Origin of the sequence: Devosia yakushimensis (assembly GCF_030159855.1) — a bacterium.
Classification (GTDB): Bacteria; Pseudomonadota; Alphaproteobacteria; order Rhizobiales; family Devosiaceae; genus Devosia; species Devosia yakushimensis.
The window spans coordinates 288639-306062 of the sequence record NZ_BSNG01000001.1 but is presented as its reverse complement, the minus strand read 5'-3'; the positions used below and the strand labels follow the sequence as shown (position 1 = coordinate 306062).

10 protein-coding genes are annotated in these 17424 nt (G+C 64.1%); 6 read left to right on the top strand and 4 right to left on the bottom strand.

The features are described from left to right. Nucleotides 1–145: 145 nt before the first annotated feature. Entirely contained in the window at nt 146–796 is a 651-nt protein-coding gene (locus QQL79_RS01400; RefSeq protein ID WP_284387230.1) for an AprI/Inh family metalloprotease inhibitor, read from the bottom strand. 188 nt (nt 797–984) lie between these two features. Further along, nucleotides 985–1218, bottom strand: a complete 234-nt coding sequence (locus QQL79_RS01395) for a hypothetical protein (protein WP_284387228.1) — start codon at nt 1216–1218, stop codon at nt 985–987. Nucleotides 1219–1591: 373 nt separating this feature from the next. Between QQL79_RS01395 and QQL79_RS01390 the strand changes: the two genes are divergently transcribed. The 6 genes from QQL79_RS01390 to QQL79_RS01365 all read left to right on the top strand — a co-directional run bounded on the left by QQL79_RS01390 (nt 1592) and on the right by QQL79_RS01365 (nt 13957). Then, a complete protein-coding gene (locus QQL79_RS01390) occupies nt 1592–2683 on the top strand; it encodes a microcin C ABC transporter permease YejB (protein WP_284387226.1) in 1092 nt (363 codons plus the stop codon). After that, nucleotides 2680–3810 (top strand): ABC transporter permease, encoded by a 1131-nt coding sequence (locus QQL79_RS01385; protein ID WP_284387225.1) that lies wholly within the window; start codon nt 2680–2682, stop codon nt 3808–3810. The genes QQL79_RS01390 and QQL79_RS01385 overlap by 4 nt, the downstream gene beginning before the upstream one ends. Next, the gene (locus QQL79_RS01380; RefSeq protein ID WP_284387223.1) at nt 3807–5408 is read left to right on the top strand and encodes an ABC transporter ATP-binding protein; all 1602 of its coding nucleotides are present in this window, start codon (nt 3807–3809) and stop codon (nt 5406–5408) included. Before QQL79_RS01385 ends, QQL79_RS01380 begins: the two co-directional genes overlap by 4 nt. A gap of 76 nt (nt 5409–5484) precedes the next feature. Beyond that, nucleotides 5485–7332 (top strand): extracellular solute-binding protein, encoded by a 1848-nt coding sequence (locus QQL79_RS01375; RefSeq protein WP_284387221.1) that lies wholly within the window; start codon nt 5485–5487, stop codon nt 7330–7332. Nucleotides 7333–7766: 434 nt separating this feature from the next. Beyond that, complete coding sequence (locus tag QQL79_RS01370; RefSeq protein WP_284387219.1) at nt 7767–9617, top strand: autotransporter assembly complex protein TamA; 1851 nt, start codon at nt 7767–7769, stop codon at nt 9615–9617. After that, nucleotides 9617–13957, top strand: coding sequence for a translocation/assembly module TamB domain-containing protein (locus QQL79_RS01365; RefSeq protein WP_284387217.1), 4341 nt, complete (start codon nt 9617–9619; stop codon nt 13955–13957). The genes QQL79_RS01370 and QQL79_RS01365 overlap by 1 nt, the downstream gene beginning before the upstream one ends. Before the next feature lie 136 nt (nt 13958–14093). Here QQL79_RS01365 and QQL79_RS01360 read toward each other — a convergent pair whose 3' ends face one another. After that, entirely contained in the window at nt 14094–16052 is a 1959-nt protein-coding gene (locus QQL79_RS01360; protein ID WP_284387215.1) for a MacB family efflux pump subunit, read from the bottom strand. After that, complete coding sequence (locus QQL79_RS01355) at nt 16049–17251, bottom strand: efflux RND transporter periplasmic adaptor subunit (RefSeq protein ID WP_284387212.1); 1203 nt, start codon at nt 17249–17251, stop codon at nt 16049–16051. Before QQL79_RS01355 ends, QQL79_RS01360 begins: the two co-directional genes overlap by 4 nt. Between the last annotated feature and the right edge of the window lie 173 nt (nt 17252–17424).

The following is a 17424-nucleotide window of genomic DNA, read 5'->3' as shown; positions in this document are numbered from 1 at the left end:
AGCTGTCCCTCGGCATAGAGTATGTGGAGGCCGCGACACCCCCACCCTAGCCCTCCCCTCGAGGGGAGGGGACCACATCGGGGCTTTCGAAATTCTCAAGCGCTAAATCAGCTCGGCCTTGGGCCAGGCTATCCTGACCCAAATATCAGCGCTGCAGCGCGATGGGCTGGCCGCCGCCCATGGTGCCGACATAGCGGCCGCCATTGGGGGCGAGGAACGCGGCGATATTGCCGTTCTCATCATAGAGCTGGAGCTGGCTACCCACCTGCTGCCAGCCGCCGACCGAAGCCAGCTGCGGCACGCTGCAGCCCGGGGCCGAGGCGCGGTAATAATTGGTGCCGGCCTTGGTGGTGAGCGGCAGATTGAGCTGGCACTGGGCCGAGCCGGCCACCACGGTCCAGGCGCCCTCGGGCCCCGCGCTCATGCCGCTTGCGCCCGGCTGGGCCAGCGGATCGAGCGAAACGATCGAGCCGCCCGGTGCGGCCGGCGCGCCGGGGGTCGTGCCCGGTGTGCCAAAGCCGGGATTGGTCATGCCGGGCGTAACCGCCGCAGTCTGCGCCGGAACCCCGCCCAGCACCGGCTGGCCGGACAGGCCCGGAGCGGGCGTGCCCGTTGCGCCGATGGCGGGAAGCGTTCCCTGCGACACAGTCGAATTCTGCACGGGCTGGAGCTGCTGGGGCGCACCGATCGTATTGAGGTTCGCCGTATTGGAGCCGCCAGTGGTACACCCCGCCACCAGCAGCGCAAGTGCCGCTGCTCCAGCGGCGGTGAACGATCCACGCTTCCAAACCATCATCGGTTCGCTCCTGCCCTAGGGCTTAACAAAGGTTAACAGCTTTGGCTGGCTTATAGCCAAACCAGCTTTTGTGTTCAACAGCCCGCCCACCACATACGAGCGCGCAACAATGTGGCCGATTTAGAGCGCCAGCCCCCGGCACACCAGTGACTTTCCGACAAATCCACCGCTACCGCAAGGACTTGGTCCTAGTCCTCCCCGGCCTGCATTTGCTTTAACAAATCCAGCGCCAGAACGGTTGCATCGGCGGCTTCCGCCTCTGGCACCTGCACCGGCACCCCCTTGGGCCCGAACAGGCCGCGCACACCCGGCAAACCGCCCTCCCCGCCTTCGAGCGGGTGAAATCCATGCGCCTTGAGCGCCACCACCAGCACGCGGGCCTGGGAAGGGTCTTCGACTTCAACGATCGTCTCAAACGACATGCAGCGCTCCGGCTTGGGTTCAGATCGATCCTGACGGGCAAAGAGGCAAGAGGCAAGGCTGGACCTTCGCGCCATACAAAGCTGGACTTTCGCGCGGTAACAAACACCACGTCATTCCCGCGCAGGCGGGAATCCACTCTTTCGTGCCACTGAACAAAGAAGAATGGATTCCCGCCTGCGCGGGAATGACGCCGTGGGTGGTGCGGCGTCGCATAACCCGGCCATGCCCCGCGCTGGACAAGCCGTCGCCAAAATGTTGCATTAGCCGCTAGATCGCTTCACCGCTTGGTGATTTGCCCGTTCGGGCCATCCAGCATCTAGTTTTGCAAGACCAAGGCTCCGGGCAGCTTTGCCCGGATATCGCGGAGACCCAATGGGCGCCTATATAGTCCGCCGCCTGCTCCTGATGATCCCGACCGTGCTCGGCATCATGGTGGTTTCCTTTCTCATCACCCAATTCGCACCCGGCGGCCCGGTCGAGCAGGCGCTTGCCAATATTTCCGGCCAGAACGCCTCGCTGACCGAACGCGTCACCGGCGGCGCCGGCGATATGGTGGAGCCGCCCCAGGGCGGCCAGGGCTTGGCCTATCGCGGCTCGCGCGGCCTCTCACCAGAACTGGTGGCGCGCATCGAAAAGCAGTTTGGGTTCGACAAGCCCCCCCTCGAACGCTTCGGCATGATGCTGTGGAACTATCTCCGCTTCGATTTCGGCGAGAGCTATTACCGCGACATTTCCGTCATCGACCTCATCAAGGAGAAGATGCCGGTCTCCATCTCGCTGGGCCTGTGGATGACGCTGATCGCCTATGGCATTTCCATTCCGCTGGGCATCCGCAAGGCCATTTCCGATGGCTCGCGCTTCGATGTCTGGACCTCGACGGTAATCATCGTGGGCTATGCCGTGCCCGGCTTTCTCGTTGCCATCGCCCTGGTCGTGCTGTTTGCCGGGGGCAGTTTCTGGTCGATCTTTCCGCTGCGCGGGCTGACCTCGCCCGGCTTTTCGAGCTTCCCCCTCTGGCGGCAGGCGCTCGATTATTTCTGGCATCTGGTGCTGCCGCTCACCGCCATGTCGCTGGGGGCCTTTGCCACGACGACCCTGCTCACCAAGAACTCGTTTCTCGACGAGATCGGCAAGCAATATGTGATCACCGCCCGCGCCAAGGGCCTCACCGATGGCCAGGTGCTCTACCGCCACGTCTTCCGCAACGCCATGATGCTGATCATCGCCAGCTTTCCCGGCGCTTTCGTTGGCGCTTTCTTTGGCGGCTCGCTGCTCATCGAAACCATTTTCGGGCTGGATGGGCTGGGGCTATTGGGGTTCACCTCGGTCGGCAATCGCGACTATCCGGTGGTTTTCGCCACGCTCTACATCTTCTCCCTGCTCGGTCTTGTCATCGCGCTCATTTCGGACCTCGCCTATATGTGGGTCGATCCGCGCATCGATTTCGAAAGCCGCGAGCTATGACCGACCTCGCCGCTCCCGCAGCACCGGTCCGTTCGCGGCTCTCGCCCATCAACCGGCGGCGCCTCGCCAATTTCCGCGCCAATCGCCGCGGCTTCTGGGCGCTGTGGATTTTCCTCGTGCTGTTCGTCGTTACCCTGGGCGCCGAATTCATCGCCAATGACCGGCCCATCCTGGTCTCCTACAAGGGTGAATTGCTGGTTCCGGCCCTGGTCGACTATCCCGAATCCAAGTTCGGCGGCTTTCTCGCCACCACCAAATATCGCGACGATTTCATCGCCGAGGAAATCGCCGCCAATGGCTGGGCCATCTGGCCGCCCATCCGCTTCAGCTACGCCACGGTCGATGGTTTCCTGCCCCATTCCGGCGCCGTCGCGCCCGCCTGGCTGATGAGCAAGGCGGAAAATTGCGCCAGCTACCCGCTGCAGGCGGCCGATCCGGAATGCCACTGGGGCAATTTCCACTGGCTGGGCACCGACGATCGCGGCCGGGACGTGCTGGCCCGCCTCATCTATGGCTTTCGCATTTCGATTCTGTTCGGCCTGACCCTCACCCTCTTTTCGTCCATCATCGGGGTCGCGGCAGGCGCGGTGCAGGGCTATTTCGGCGGCTGGATCGACCTCATCGCCCAGCGCGTCATCGAAATCTGGACCGCCGTGCCCGCGCTATACCTGTTGCTGATCATTTCGAGCGTCATCACGCCCAGCTTCTGGGTCTTGCTGGGTATATTGCTGCTCTTTTCCTGGGTCACGCTGGTCGGCATTGTCCGCGCCGAATTCCTGCGCGCTCGCAATTTCGAATATATCGCCGCCGCCCGGGCGCTGGGCGTCTCCAACGGCACCATCATCTGGCGGCACCTGCTGCCCAATGCCATGGTGGCCACCCTTACCTTCATGCCCTTCATCCTTTCAGGGTCGGTTGTGACCCTCACTTCGCTCGATTTCCTCGGCTTCGGCCTGCCCCCCGGTTCGCCTTCGCTGGGGGACCTCTTGGCGCAGGGCAAGGACAATCTCCAGGCCCCCTGGCTGGGCCTTACCGGCTTTTTCACCATCGCCATCATGATGACCCTGCTGGTCTTCATCGGCGAAGCCGTCCGCGACGCCTTCGATCCCAGGAAGACGCTGGCATGACCCCGCTCCTGTCCATCCGCGATCTCACCATCGCCTTCGGCGACACTGTGGCGGCGCGCAATGTCGGCCTCGATATCGCCCCCGGCGAGACGCTGGCTTTGGTGGGGGAAAGCGGATCGGGCAAGTCGGTCACCGCTCTTTCGGTGCTGAAGCTCCTGCCGCCCACGGCCAGCCTTTCCGGCAATATCATCTTCAAGGGCCAGAACCTTGTCGCGGCCAAGCCCTCCCAATTGCGGGCGGTGCGCGGCAACGATATCTCGATGATCTTTCAGGAGCCGATGACGAGCCTTAATCCGGTGCACACGATCGAGCGCCAGATCGGGGAAGTGCTGGCCATCCACCAGGGCCTGCGGCCCAACGCAGCCCGCGCCCGCGTCCTCGAATTGCTTGACGCGGTCGGCATTCCCGATCCCAAAAGCCGGCTCCAGGCCTTTCCACACCAGCTCTCGGGCGGCCAACGCCAGCGGGTGATGATCGCCATGGCTTTGGCAAATGAGCCCGACCTGCTGGTAGCAGACGAGCCCACCACGGCGCTGGATGTGACCGTGCAGGCCCAGATTCTCACCCTGCTCAAGCAATTGCAGCAGCGCCTGGGCATGGCCATGCTCTTCATCACCCACGACCTGGGCATTGTACGCCGCATTGCCGACCGCGTCTGCGTCATGACCAAGGGCGAGATCGTCGAAGCCGGCCCGGTCGCCGCCGTCTTCGACACGCCGCAGCACGGCTATACCAAACACCTGCTCGCGGCCGAGCCGCGTGGCGCCCCGCCCAAATCCGATCCGGCCGCCCCCGCCATTGTCGAGGCCCGCGATCTCAAGGTCTGGTTCCCCATCAAGCGCGGCCTGTTGCGGCGCACCGTCGGCCATATCAAGGCGGTGGATGGGGTCGACCTGGCCATCCGCCAGGGCGAAACACTGGGCATTGTGGGCGAAAGCGGCTCGGGCAAGTCCACGCTGGGCAATGCCATTTTGCGCCTCATCTCTTCGGAGGGGCGCATTGTCGTGCTGGGCAATACGGTTTCGGAACGCTCCTGGAAGGCCATGCGGCCGCTGCGCGCCGATATGCAGGTGGTGTTCCAGGACCCATTCGGTTCGCTCAGCCCGCGCATGTCGGTGGCCGAGATTATTGGGGAAGGGCTCAAGGTCCATGCCCCACGCCTCTCCGCCGCCGAGCGCGATGCCCGTGTTGCCAAGGCCCTCGAAGAAGTGGGCCTGCCCGCCAATGCCGGCCTGCGCTATCCGCATGAATTTTCCGGCGGCCAGCGCCAGCGCATCGCCATTGCCCGCGCCATGGTGCTCAATCCCAAATTTGTCGTGCTGGACGAGCCGACCTCGGCGCTCGACGTCTCCATTCAGGCCCAGATGGTCGACCTGCTGCGCCAATTGCAGACACGCCACGGGCTGACCTATCTCTTCATCAGCCACGATCTCAAAGTGGTCCGGGCCCTCGCCAATACGATCATCGTCATGCGCAATGGTCGCGTCGTCGAGCAGGGCGCCACCGCCGAGATTTTCGCTGCGCCGCAAAGCGATTACACCAAGGCCCTGATAACGGCCGCTTTCGACCGCACGGCCGTCGGGGTGGCAAATCTTTGATGCGCGCCCTCTGTCGCGCCCGCCGCAATCCGCCTAATCTCCCGTCACAAATCTGCAAAATGCCCGGAGCCGCCCGATGAAGCTCACCTCTGTTTTTGCCGCCGGCCTCGTGCTGCTCTCAAGCCTGCCGGCCCTGGCCCAGGCAGACAAACCCGACACCTGGCTGCACGCCACCTCGGCCGTGAACGAACCGAAATATCCCGAGGGTTTCACCCATTTCGACTATGTCAATGTCGACGCCCCCAAGGGCGGCACGGTGCGGATGGGGACCATGGGGAGTTTCGATACCTTCAATCCCATCCTGCCCAAGGGGCAGGTCGCCAGCGGCGTCGGCTTGCTCTACGAAACCCTCATGTCCCCGTCCATGGATGAGGTGTTGACCGATTATGGCCTCTTGGCCGAAGCGACGAGATTTCCCGCCGACTATTCCTCGGTCACCTTCCGCATGAACCCCGATGCCAAATGGCACGATGGCGAGCCGATCACGGTGAGCGACGTCATCTGGTCGTTCAACAAGCTGGTCGAACTCAATCCCGACCGCGCCCAATATTACCACAATGTCACTGGCGTTGCTGAAACCGCGCCAGGCGAAGTCACCTTCACCTTCGACCAGCCCGGCAATCGCGAACTGCCCAAAATACTGGGCCAGCTGATGGTGCTGCCCCAGCATTGGTGGGAAGGAACCGACGCCAAGGGCAATAAGCGCGATATCGGCGCCTCGACGCTGGAGCCGCCCCTGGGCTCGGGCCCCTATGAACTGGCCAGCTTCGATGCCGGCCGCACCGTCACCTATAAGCGGGTCGAAAATTACTGGGGCAAGGACCATCCGACCCAGGTCGGCACCAATAATTTCGACGAATATCGCGTCGAATATTTCCTCGATCTCAATGTGGCCTTCGAAGCCTTCAAGGGCGACCAATTCGACTGGTGGGTGGAAAATACCGCCCGCCGCTGGGCCACCGCCTATGACTTCCCGGCCGTCAAGGAAGGCCGCGTGGTGCAGGAACTGTTCCCGCAGGATTACAACAATTACGGCTACATGGTCGGCTATGTCCCCAATCAGCGTCGCGCCATCTTCCAGGACGAGCGGGTGCGCGAGGCGCTCAATTATGCCTTCGATTTCGAAGAGCTGAGCAAGACCCAGTTCTACGGCCAGTACGAACGCATCAACAGCTACTTCTTCGGCCTGCCGCTCGCCTCTTCCGGGCTGCCGCAAGGGGAGGAGCTAGAAATCCTGCAATCGCTGGGCGACAAGATTCCGCAACGCGTCTTCACCGAGCCCTATACCAATCCGGTCAGCGGCGACGCCTCCAAACTGCGCGCCAACCTGCGCACGGCGCTGGGTCTGTTGCAGGAGGCGGGCTACACGCTGGATGGCAATCGCCTGGTCGATGCCAATGGCACTCAGCTCAGCTTTGAAATCCTGCTCAACGGCCCCACCAACGAGCCGGTGGCCACCAATCTCGTCACCAATCTCAACCAGATCGGCATTGCCGCCACCATCCGCACGGTCGATAGCCCGCAATATATCAACCGCGTCCGCAGCTTTGATTACGACATCATCTATTCGGGCTGGGCGCAGACCGTATCGCCGGGCAATGAGCAGCGCTTCTTCTTCGGCTCGGCCAGCAAGGACGAGGAGGGCTCGCAGAACTATGCCGGCATTGCCGATCCCGGTATCGATGCCCTGATCGACAAGATCATCTATGCCGACGACCGCGAGACGCTGGAAGCGGCTACCCGCGCCCTCGACCGCGTGCTGCTGGCCCAGCACAACATCGTCCCCAGCTATGGCCTGCGCAACACCCGCGCCGCCCGCTGGGACCGTTTCAGTCACCCCGGAACCCTGCCCGAATATTCCGCCGGCTTCCCGTCCATCTGGTGGTATGACGAGGCCAAGGCGGCAAAGACCGGCGGGCCGTAAGAACTCATTTCCATCCGCTCCTTTGGCCGCTTACCGCCGCTTCCCGGGCTTGACCCGGGGGTCGCTCTCAATCCGGCACAAGCGGCGAGTGGCCCTCGGGTCGAGCCCGAGGGAGGCGATGGTGTGAGCCATTCCACCCGTTGCCCATCGGCCACGTTCGCTCACGGAATTGAGAACAATTTTTCCTAAACCTTGTCTCTTGTCATCAAGCAGCCCTAAACTGGCCACGAAATGACCGCCTGTTGGGCGCGTGCAGCGTCGGAGGGTCGGGACGGGGTCTGGTTTAACCAAATCTTTCGGTCCCAGAGGGCAATATCGGCTTCTGTCCTTCTTGGTAGAAGCGTAAACGGACGGGAATTGGTCCACTGCATATCGCGCGTCTGGTAACGAGTTTTAGCGCCCTTTTGCTTGCTGCGACCTCTCTAGGCCTTGCGGTGGCGCCGGCTTCTGCATTCGAAATTTTCGGCATCAAGCTGTTCGAAAGCCAGAGCGATGCCGACGCCGAGGCAGTGATCGCCGATCCCCAGCCCTATAAGGTCAATCTCTCCGTCACCGAGACCGGCGCTCCCGAAAACGCGGTGCGCAATGCCTCCGCGCTCATTGCCGACGAAAGCGAACCCGCCTCGGGCGCCGTGGGCCTGCTCGCCAAGGCGCGGGGCGATTACAAGCGCATCATCGCCGCGCTCTACAATGAGGGCTATTACGGCGGCACGGTCAGTATCCGCATTGCCGGCGCCGAAGCCGCCAATCTGCCGCCCGATACCAAATTGCCCAAGCCGGTCGATGTCGCGATCCTGGTGACGCCCGGTCCGCTGTTCCATTTCAACAGCGTCAATATCGTCAACCAGGCGCCCCCGACATCGGACCCGTTCGACCATGTCGAGCCGCCCTCTTCGCGCGGTTTCGGCAGCGGGGAAATCGCCAAGTCCAGCACCATCCTCAGGGCCGAGCAGCTGGCGCTCGAAGCCTGGCGGCAGCAGGGCTATGCCAAGGCCGTGGTCGTCACCCGCGATGTGGTGGCCGACCATGCCAGCAGCAGCGTCGATGTCACCATCACCGTCAATCCGGGCATGAAGGCTGCCTTTGGCGAGGTGAGTGTTTCGGGCACCGAGCGCATGGACCCCGAATTCGTGCGCCGCCAGACCGGGCTTACCGTGGGCGAGGAGTATGACCCCGACGAGCTGGCGCTGGCGCAAAAGCGGCTCGACCGGCTCGAAGTCTTCCAGGCCGCGCGGCTGGAAGCGGCGCAGTCCATCAGCCCAGACGGGCTGCTGCCCTATAATCTGATCGTCCAGGAATCGGCCGGCCGGCGCTTCGGCATCGGCGCCACCTATTCCACCGTCGATGGACTGGGCGTCGAAGGCTTCCACCTCTGGCGCAATCTTTTCGGCCAGGCCGAACGGCTGCGGCTCGATGCGCGCGTTGCCAGCATTGCCTGGCCGCTCGATACCGAAGAATTCGACTATATGTTCGGCGGTACCTTCACCAAGCCCGGCTTCCTGACCCCCGATACCGACCTGGTCGCCGCCATTTCGGCCGAGCGCACCATCTATCCGACCTATATGGAAACCTCGGCCAATGCCAAGCTGGGGCTGACCCATTTCTTCTCCGACCAGATCACCTTCGAGGGCGGCGCCGTGTTCGAGCGCAGCCAGTTCGAGGACGATGTGTTCGGCACGCGCGATTTCATGACGGCCGGCGTTTATGCCAGCGCCACGCTCGATTTCCGCGACAACAAGGTCGATCCCACCAGCGGCTGGTATCTCAAGGCCGACCTCGAACCCTTCTACGAATTCAATTACGAGAACCCCGCCGCCCAGATCGTGGTGGAAGGCCGCACCTATTTCGGCTTCGGGGAGGAAGACCCCTTCGTGCTGGCCGGCCGCTTCAAGGCCGGGGCACTGGTCGGCCCAGACCTCAGCGAAATCCCGCCCGACAAGCTCTTCTTTGGCGGCGGTGGCGGCTCGGTGCGCGGCTATGCCTTCAAATCCATCGGCGTCGATGACGGGCTGGGCAATGTCACGGGCGGGCGCTACCTGCTCGAAGGCTCGCTCGAGGCCCGCGCCAAGGTGACCAGCGATATCGGCGTGGTCGGGTTCCTCGATGGCGGCTATGTCGCCGCCGATACCTTCCCCGATCTCGAAGACCTGCGCTTGGGCGCCGGCGTCGGCGTGCGCTACTATACCGGCCTCGGCCCCCTGCGGCTCGACGTCGCCGTGCCGCTCAACAAGCGCGCGGGCGATCCCGATTACGCCATCTATGTCGGCATAGGGCAGTCTTTCTGATGGCCCGGCTCCTCACCATGCCACGGCGCGTTGCCATTACCCTGCTCGTATTGTCCGGGCTCGGCGTCGCCGTGCCCGCCGTCATCGTCGCCCAGGATGTGCTGACGATGGATAATGAGGAACAAAAGGATTGGCTGACCAGCTTCGTGCAGGATCGCCTCTCCACCCCGGAACGCCAGATCCGCCTCTCCAATATCGATGGCATATTGGGCTCCAATGTCTCGGTGCGCGAGATCACCATTTCCGACGCCGAGGGCGTGTGGCTGCGCGTTAACAATGCCACCCTCACCTGGAGCCAGGCCGCCCTTTTCCTGGGCCGGCTCGAAGTGCAGTCGCTCAAGGCCGATTCCATCGAATATCTGCGCAATGCCGTGCCCGCCGAGGGGGGTGCCGACCTGCCCCCGCCCGAAGCCGGCTCGCTGCAAATTCCCGAATTCCCGGTCGCGGTGATCCTGCAGGAACTGGCCATACCCAAGGTCACGTTCGGCGAGGGCGTGTTCGGCCTCGGTTCGGAAATCTCCCTCAATGGCGCCTTCACGCTCGAAGGCGGCAATCTCGCTACCAATCTCGATATCGTCCGCCTCGACGGTCCGGGCGGCACGCTCGATCTCGACGTGGATTACAAGAAGGCCGAAAACACCATCGATCTGGGCCTGGCATTGGTCGAGCCCGCCGATGGCGTCATCGCCAACCTGCTCAATATCGAAAACCGCCCGGCGGTGAACCTGTCGCTCAAGGGCTCCGGCCCGGTGGCCGATCTGCGCACCGAACTGGTGCTGCAGGCCAACCAGCAGACAGCGCTTTCGGGCGTCGCCACAGTCACCCAGCAGCCCGAGGGTTTTGCCATCGCCGCCGACCTGCGTGGTCCGCTCTCGACGCTGATGGCCGAACCCTATCGGCCCTTCTTCGGCGCTGAAACCGCGCTCACCGCCAATGCACTTGTGCGCTCGGCCGGCGGCCTCTCCATTTCCGGTCTCAAGCTCACTGGCGGCCAGCTGGCGCTCGAAGCCTCGGCCGAAACCACGCCGGACAATTTCCTGCGCCAGCTGGTGCTCAACGCCCAGATTGCCGACCCCGCGGGCGGACCGGTGACCCTGCCCGTCCCCGGCAGCGCCACCCGGGTCCAGTCGGCCCAGATCAATGTGGATTTCGGCACCGGCAATTCGGAAGATTGGACGTCCAATCTCACCATTGGCGGCTTCGAGACATCTGGCTTTGCCGCGCAGAACCTGACGCTGGGCCTGGGTGGCGTCGCCGCCAATCTCTCCGACCCCGCGGCACGCCGCCTGACCTTCAACGGCGACGGCACGCTTTCGGGTATCGACGCAAGCGAGGAAGTCGAGGCGGCCCTGGGCGACAGCATCGGACTGGGCATTGCCGGCCTCTGGAATGCCGGCCAGCCCGTGAACCTGGCCGAATTCCGCGTGGTCGGCCAGGCCCTGACCGCAGCCTTGAGCGGCCAGCTCGACGGCCCCAATTTCACCGGCGACATTGGCCTGCAAACCGCCAGCATTTCGCCCTTTTCCGGTCTTGCCGGCCGCGAGCTGGATGGCGCGCTGGATTTGAAGGCTACCGGCTCCATCCTGCCGCTGACCGGTGGGTTCGATCTCACCCTCGATGGCTCGGGCACCAACCTTGCCATCGACGACGACACCGCCGACCGCCTGCTCGCCGGCACCGTCGCCCTTTCCGGCCGCGTGGCCCGCACCGAGGCGGGTCTTGAGGCCGAAAATTTCCGCATCGCCAATAACCAGGTGCAGATGCTGGCCGATGGCACCTATTCCAATGCCCTGGCCGATTTCACTTTCAATCTCGACCTGAGCGATCTGGGCCTGCTGTCCGAGGCCGCCAGCGGCCCGCTCAAGGTGGTGGGCACCGCCAAGGGCCAGGAAAACGTCATCGACCTCAATCTCGATGCGACCGTCGCCAGCGGCACCCTGACCGATCGCCGCCTGCGCGACGCCAATATCGGCTTTGCCGGCCGCTACAATGTCGACCGGCTCGATGGCAAGCTGACCGGTGCCGCCGAGCTGGATGGTTTCCGCACCAGCCTCGCTGGAGACATCGCCGTCACCCAGGCCGAACAATCCCTCGCCAATCTCGATTTCCAGGCCGCGGGCACGCGCATCACCGGCGGGGTTACCCGCAATGCCGAGACGAGCCTCCTCGATGGCGCGCTCAGCATGGTTGCGCCCGACGTTTCGGTTGCCGCAGCCCTGGCGCTGCTCGAGGCCAAGGGCGCGGTCAATGCCGATATCCAGCTGTCTCCCGCCGATGGCAAGCAGGGCGCTACAATTCGCGGCGATATCAGCAACCTGGCCGTCAACGACATCACGGTCGGCGCGGCCGATCTCAATGCCACGATTGCCGATCTCTTCGGCGTTCCGGTCATCGATGGCGCGGCCAATGCGCGCAATGTCGCCGCCGCCGGTGTCACCATCAATACCCTGACCGCCAGGGCTAACCAGACCGGCAATACCACTGCCTTCGACGCCCAGGCAGCACTGGCCACCGGCACCAATGTGGATGTGGCCGGCTCGCTCACCCCCATTGCAGAGGGTTACCGGCTGGCGCTGGACCGCGCCCAGCTCCGCCAGGGCCAGCTCGCCGCCGCCTTGGCCCAGCCCACCGTGCTTGCTGTCAGCGGCTCGACCGTGGCGCTCGACGCCGTGCGCTTCAATGTCGGCTCGGGCAGCATCACCGCCAATGGCACGGCGGGCGAAGCGCTCAACCTCACCGTCGATATCAACGCCCTGCCGCTCTCCATCGCCAATGCCATCATGCCCGATCTCGGCCTGGCCGGTACGGTCAATGGCCGCGCCACCATTGGCGGCACCGGCAGCGATCCCCGCGTCAGCTTCGAGGCGCGCGGCCAGGGCATCAATGCCGCCGCCATCAGCGAATTCGGCATTGCCCCGCTGACCTTCACCACCAATGGCAGCTTCGCCAGCAATGTCGTGACCCTTTCCGCACTCAGCGCCAATGGCTCGGGGGGCCTGACCATGACCGGTTCGGGCACCGTTCCGCTCGCCGGCAATGGCCTCAATGTCAGCGTCAACGGTTCGGCGCCCCTGGCCCTGGCCAATCGCTTCGTCGCCGACCGCGGCGGCCAGCTCAGCGGCACGGCCACGCTCGACGCCCGCGTCACCGGCTCCATTTCCGCCCCCCAATTCGGCGGCACCGCCTCGATCAGCAATGGCGGCTATGTCGATCCCGAACTCAATGCGCGGCTGCAGGCCATTACCGGCTCGGCCACGCTGTCGGGCGAACGCGCCGTCATCAACAATTTCTCGGCCAATCTCTCCACCGGCGGTTCGGTTTCCGCCTCCGGCTCGGTCGGCCTCAGCGCCAATTTCCCGGCCGACCTGCGCATTGCGCTCAACTCCGCGCGCTATGCCGATGGCAACCTCTTCGTCGCCACCGCTTCGGGCCAACTGGCGCTGACCGGCAACCTCACCGGTTCGCCCCTGCTGTCAGGCGATGTCTTCGTCGAGGAAGCCAATATCACCGTGCCCGACAGCTTTGGCGGCGGCGCCGAGCTGATCGATGTGCAGCATGTGCGCACCCCCATTGCCGTGGAACAAACGCTGGCCCGCGCCAAGGTCGACGAGCGCGGCCGGCCTATCCCCCAGACGCGTCCCAGCGGGGTCGTGCTCGACATCAATGTCAACGCGCCCAACCAGATCTTCATCCGCGGCCGCGGTCTCGATGCCGAAGTGGGCGGCTCAGTCCGCCTCACCGGTCCGATCAGCGATATCCAGCCGGTGGGCGCCTTCTCGCTCAATCGCGGGCGCCTCGCCATTCTGGGCCAGCGCGTCACCTTCCAGAGCGGGGAAGTGACCCTGGTGGGCGACATGGACCCCTTCCTCAATTTCGTCGCCGAAACCGAGGGCGAGGGCATTACGGTCTATGTGACGGTCTCCGGCCGCGCCTCCGACATTTCGGTCAGCTTCACCTCCACCCCCATGCTGCCGCAGGACGAGGTGTTGAGCCGGCTGATCTTCAACCGCTCCATGAGCGAACTATCGCCCTTGCAGCTGGCCAAACTGGCGGCCGCCGCGGCCTCGCTGATGGGCGGGGGCGGCAATGACCTGGTCGATAGCCTGCGCGGCGCTGCCGGGCTCGACGATCTCGATATCGTCACCGACGATAACGGCAATGTCGCCGTCCAGGCCGGCACCTATATCCAGGACAATGTCTATCTGGGCGTGCAGGCCGGCGCGGGCGGACAGAGCAAGGTGACCATCAATCTGGACGTCACCAACGACCTCAAGGTTACCGGCGCGGCCGGCCAGGACGGGAATACCAGCGTCGGCGTGTTTTACGAGAAGGATTACTAGGGGATACCCCCTCCTAGCCTCCCCCTGATAGGGGGAGGGACCGCCTTGTGATATTGACGCGATCCAGCTCCAAGAGTGGAGAGATCCCTCCCCCTATCAGGGGGAGGTTAGGAGGGGGTACTCCGATGCCCGGCCCCTACTCCCGCGCCAACGCCTCCACCGGATCCAGCCTTGCCGCCGACCGTGCCGGCATGAACCCGAACACCACGCCGATCAGGCTCGACGACACGATCGCCAGCACGATCGACTCCGCCGAATAGCGCACGGTCGCCCCCTGTACGAGCGCCGTCAGCGCGCTCCCCAGCCCGAAGCTCAGCGCCACCCCGGCCGCCCCGCCGACAAAGCACACCAGCACCGCCTCGATCAGGAATTGCCGCAGGATATCGCCGCGCCGCGCGCCCACCGCCATGCGGATGCCGATCTCCTTGGTCCGCTCGGAGACGCTCACCAGCATGATATTCATCACCCCGATGCCGCCCACCACCAGCGAAATCACCGCAATGGTCGAGATCAGCAGGGTCAGCGTCTGCGAGGTGGATTCGATGGTTTCGCGGATGGTCGCCGTGTTCTGCAGGAAAAAGTCCGTCTTGCCGCCATGGAGCCGCGTCAGCAGCTCGGTAATGTCGGCCTCGGCCTGGGTCATGTCATAGCTGTCGGCCACGCGCACGGCGACCGAACTGAGATAAGACTGCCCCAATATCCGGCGCATCGCGGTCGTATAGGGCACATAGACATTAGCGCTGTTGCCGCCCGGACCGAAGCCGGTGACATTGGCCACCACCCCGATCACCCGCACCGGCACATTGTCGAGCATGATGACCTGCCCCACCGGGTCCTCGCCATTGACGAAGAAGGCGTCGCTCGCATTCTTGTCGATCACGGCTTCCTGCGTCATCTGGCTGACGCTGGTTTCGCTAAAGCCCACCCCATCGGTAAAGGTGCGGCCATTGACCTGGAAATAGCCCGCGCCCACCCCGGTCACCGTCGCATTGGACGAGGTGGCGCGGAACAGCACCGTGGCATTGGAGCTCACCTGCGGCGAAACGCTGTCGGCAAAGGGCTGCTCTTCCAGCGCCGCCGCGTCGGAGGGTACCAGCGTTTCGATGCGCGCCGAGCGCCGGTCGCCAAACCCGGTGCCGGGATAGATATTGATCGTATTGGTGCCGATCGAGGCGATATTGTTGAGCACGGTCTGCTGGCTGCCCTGCCCCAGGGCCACCACGCTCACCACCGAAGCAATGCCGATGATAATGCCCAGCATGGTCAGGAACGTGCGCAGCTTATGCGCCACCATGGCCCGCAGCGCCATGCGGAAGGCCTCGCCCGCCCGATCCAGCCCCTCGCGCCAGCGCGCGATGCGGCGGATGGTTTCCTTGGTCCGGCTGGTGCGGGTCTCCTCGCCATTGCGCCTGTCGGCAATGATCACCCCGTCGGAAATCTCGATCACCCGCTCGGCCTGGGCGGCAATGGAGGGATCATGCGTCACGATGATGATGGTGTGCCCATCCGTATGCAATTCATGCAGCAGGCCCAGCAATTCCTTGCCGCTATGGCTATCCAGCGCACCGGTCGGCTCGTCAGCCAGAATGACCTCGCCGCCATTCATCAGCGCCCGCGCCACGCTGACGCGCTGCTGCTGGCCACCCGATAGCGCATTGGGCCGGTGGCTCAGCCGCTCGCCCAGCCCCAGCCGGGTGAGGAGGTCGATGGCCCGCTGCCGCCGCGCATTTGCGTCCACCCCGGCATAGATGGCCGGGATCTCGACATTCTCCACTGCATCGAGATCGGGCAGCAATTGATAGCGCTGGAAGATGAAGCCGAAATGCTCGCGCCTGAGCTCGGCCAGGGCATCGGGCCCCAACCGGCCGACATCCTTGCCGCCGAATTTGTAGGTGCCCGAGCTCGCCTTATCGAGGCACCCCAGAATATTCATCAGGGTCGACTTGCCCGAGCCCGATTGGCCGATGATCGCCACCAGCTCGCCCTGGTGGATATCGAGATCGATATCCCTGAGCACGGTCACGGCCTCGCCGCCGGTGGCAAAGACCCGGTTGAGCCCCCGCACCGAAATGATCGGCGTCTTGCTGTCCGTCATGGCCTGGGGCCGCCCATCATCACCATGCCGCCGCCACCGCCCATGCGCATGCCCTGCCCGCCGGTCGGCACCCGCACGCTGGCGCCGGTATTGGAGACCACTTCGTCGCCCTCGTTGAGCCCGCTCTTGATCTCGGCCATGACATTGTTGTTGAGGCCCACTTCCACCCGGCGCGGCTCGGTCTGTTCAGTCGCCGGGTCGTAGACCATCACCATGGCATTGCCGTCGGGCCCGCGCCGCGTCACCAGGCCCGATGACAGCACCAGGGCATTTTCCACCTCGTCGAGCACGATGGTCACCTGCGCCGTCATCGAAATGCGCAGCTTGTGATCGGGATTGGGCACGTCGAACAGCCCATTGTAATAGATGGCCGTATCGGTCGAGGTGCTGTCCTCGCTGATCGAGGTGGGCGCCGGTTCGATCTCGCGCAGGGTGGCGTCGATCTGGTTGTCCGGCTCGCCCAGAATGGTGAAATAGACCCGCTGCCCGGCCGCGACGCGCACCACATCGGCCTCCGAAATCTCGGCCTTGATCACCATGGTATCGAGATCGGCGATCTTGACGATGGTGGGCGTGGTCTGGTTGGCATTGACGGTCTGCCCCGCCTCCACCAGTACGGCCACGACCGTTCCGTCATTGGGCGCCACGATCTGGGTGCGCGACAGGTTGAGCTTGGCCGATTCCACGCTCAATTCGGCCTGCGCGATCTGCGCATCGAGCTGGTCGATCTGCGCCAGCGATGAATCCACCGCCGCCTGCGCGCTGTCGAGATCAGTCTTGGACACCAAATTGCCCGCGCTCAGCGAGGTATTGCGCACCAGTGCGGCCTGCGCCTGCACCAATGTCGCCTGCTGCGCGCGCTTCTGCGCCTGGATGGCAGCGAGCGCGGCCTGGGCGGTCTTGACCGCATTTTCCTGGTTCAGCGAGTCGATCTCGGCGATCAGGTCGCCCTTCTTGACGTCCTGCCCGAGCTTGACATGCACCGCATCGATCCGGCCGGAAACCTCGGCACCCACGCTCACCAGCGAATTGGCCTGCAACACGCCCGACGCCAAGACGGTCTGTTCGATATCGGCGCGGGCGACCGTCACCGTATTGGGCACCGTCGCGGCCTTGGGCGCGGCAAAAAACCACCACCCGGCGCCCGCCGCGCCGCCGATCACCAGCAAGGCCACCACTATCTTCGCGACTGTCTTCAAGCCCGTTCATCCCCAGATTGTACTGTCCAACCATATCCCCCCCGCTGCGCCCATCACGTTAGCTCTCGGTAAGCCGGGTTAAGTTTTGGAAAGGTGGGTATGGACATGGCATTCAATATTTCACAGCGTCATTCCCGCGCAGGCGGGAATCCATTCTTCTCTTCCCTTGTGCG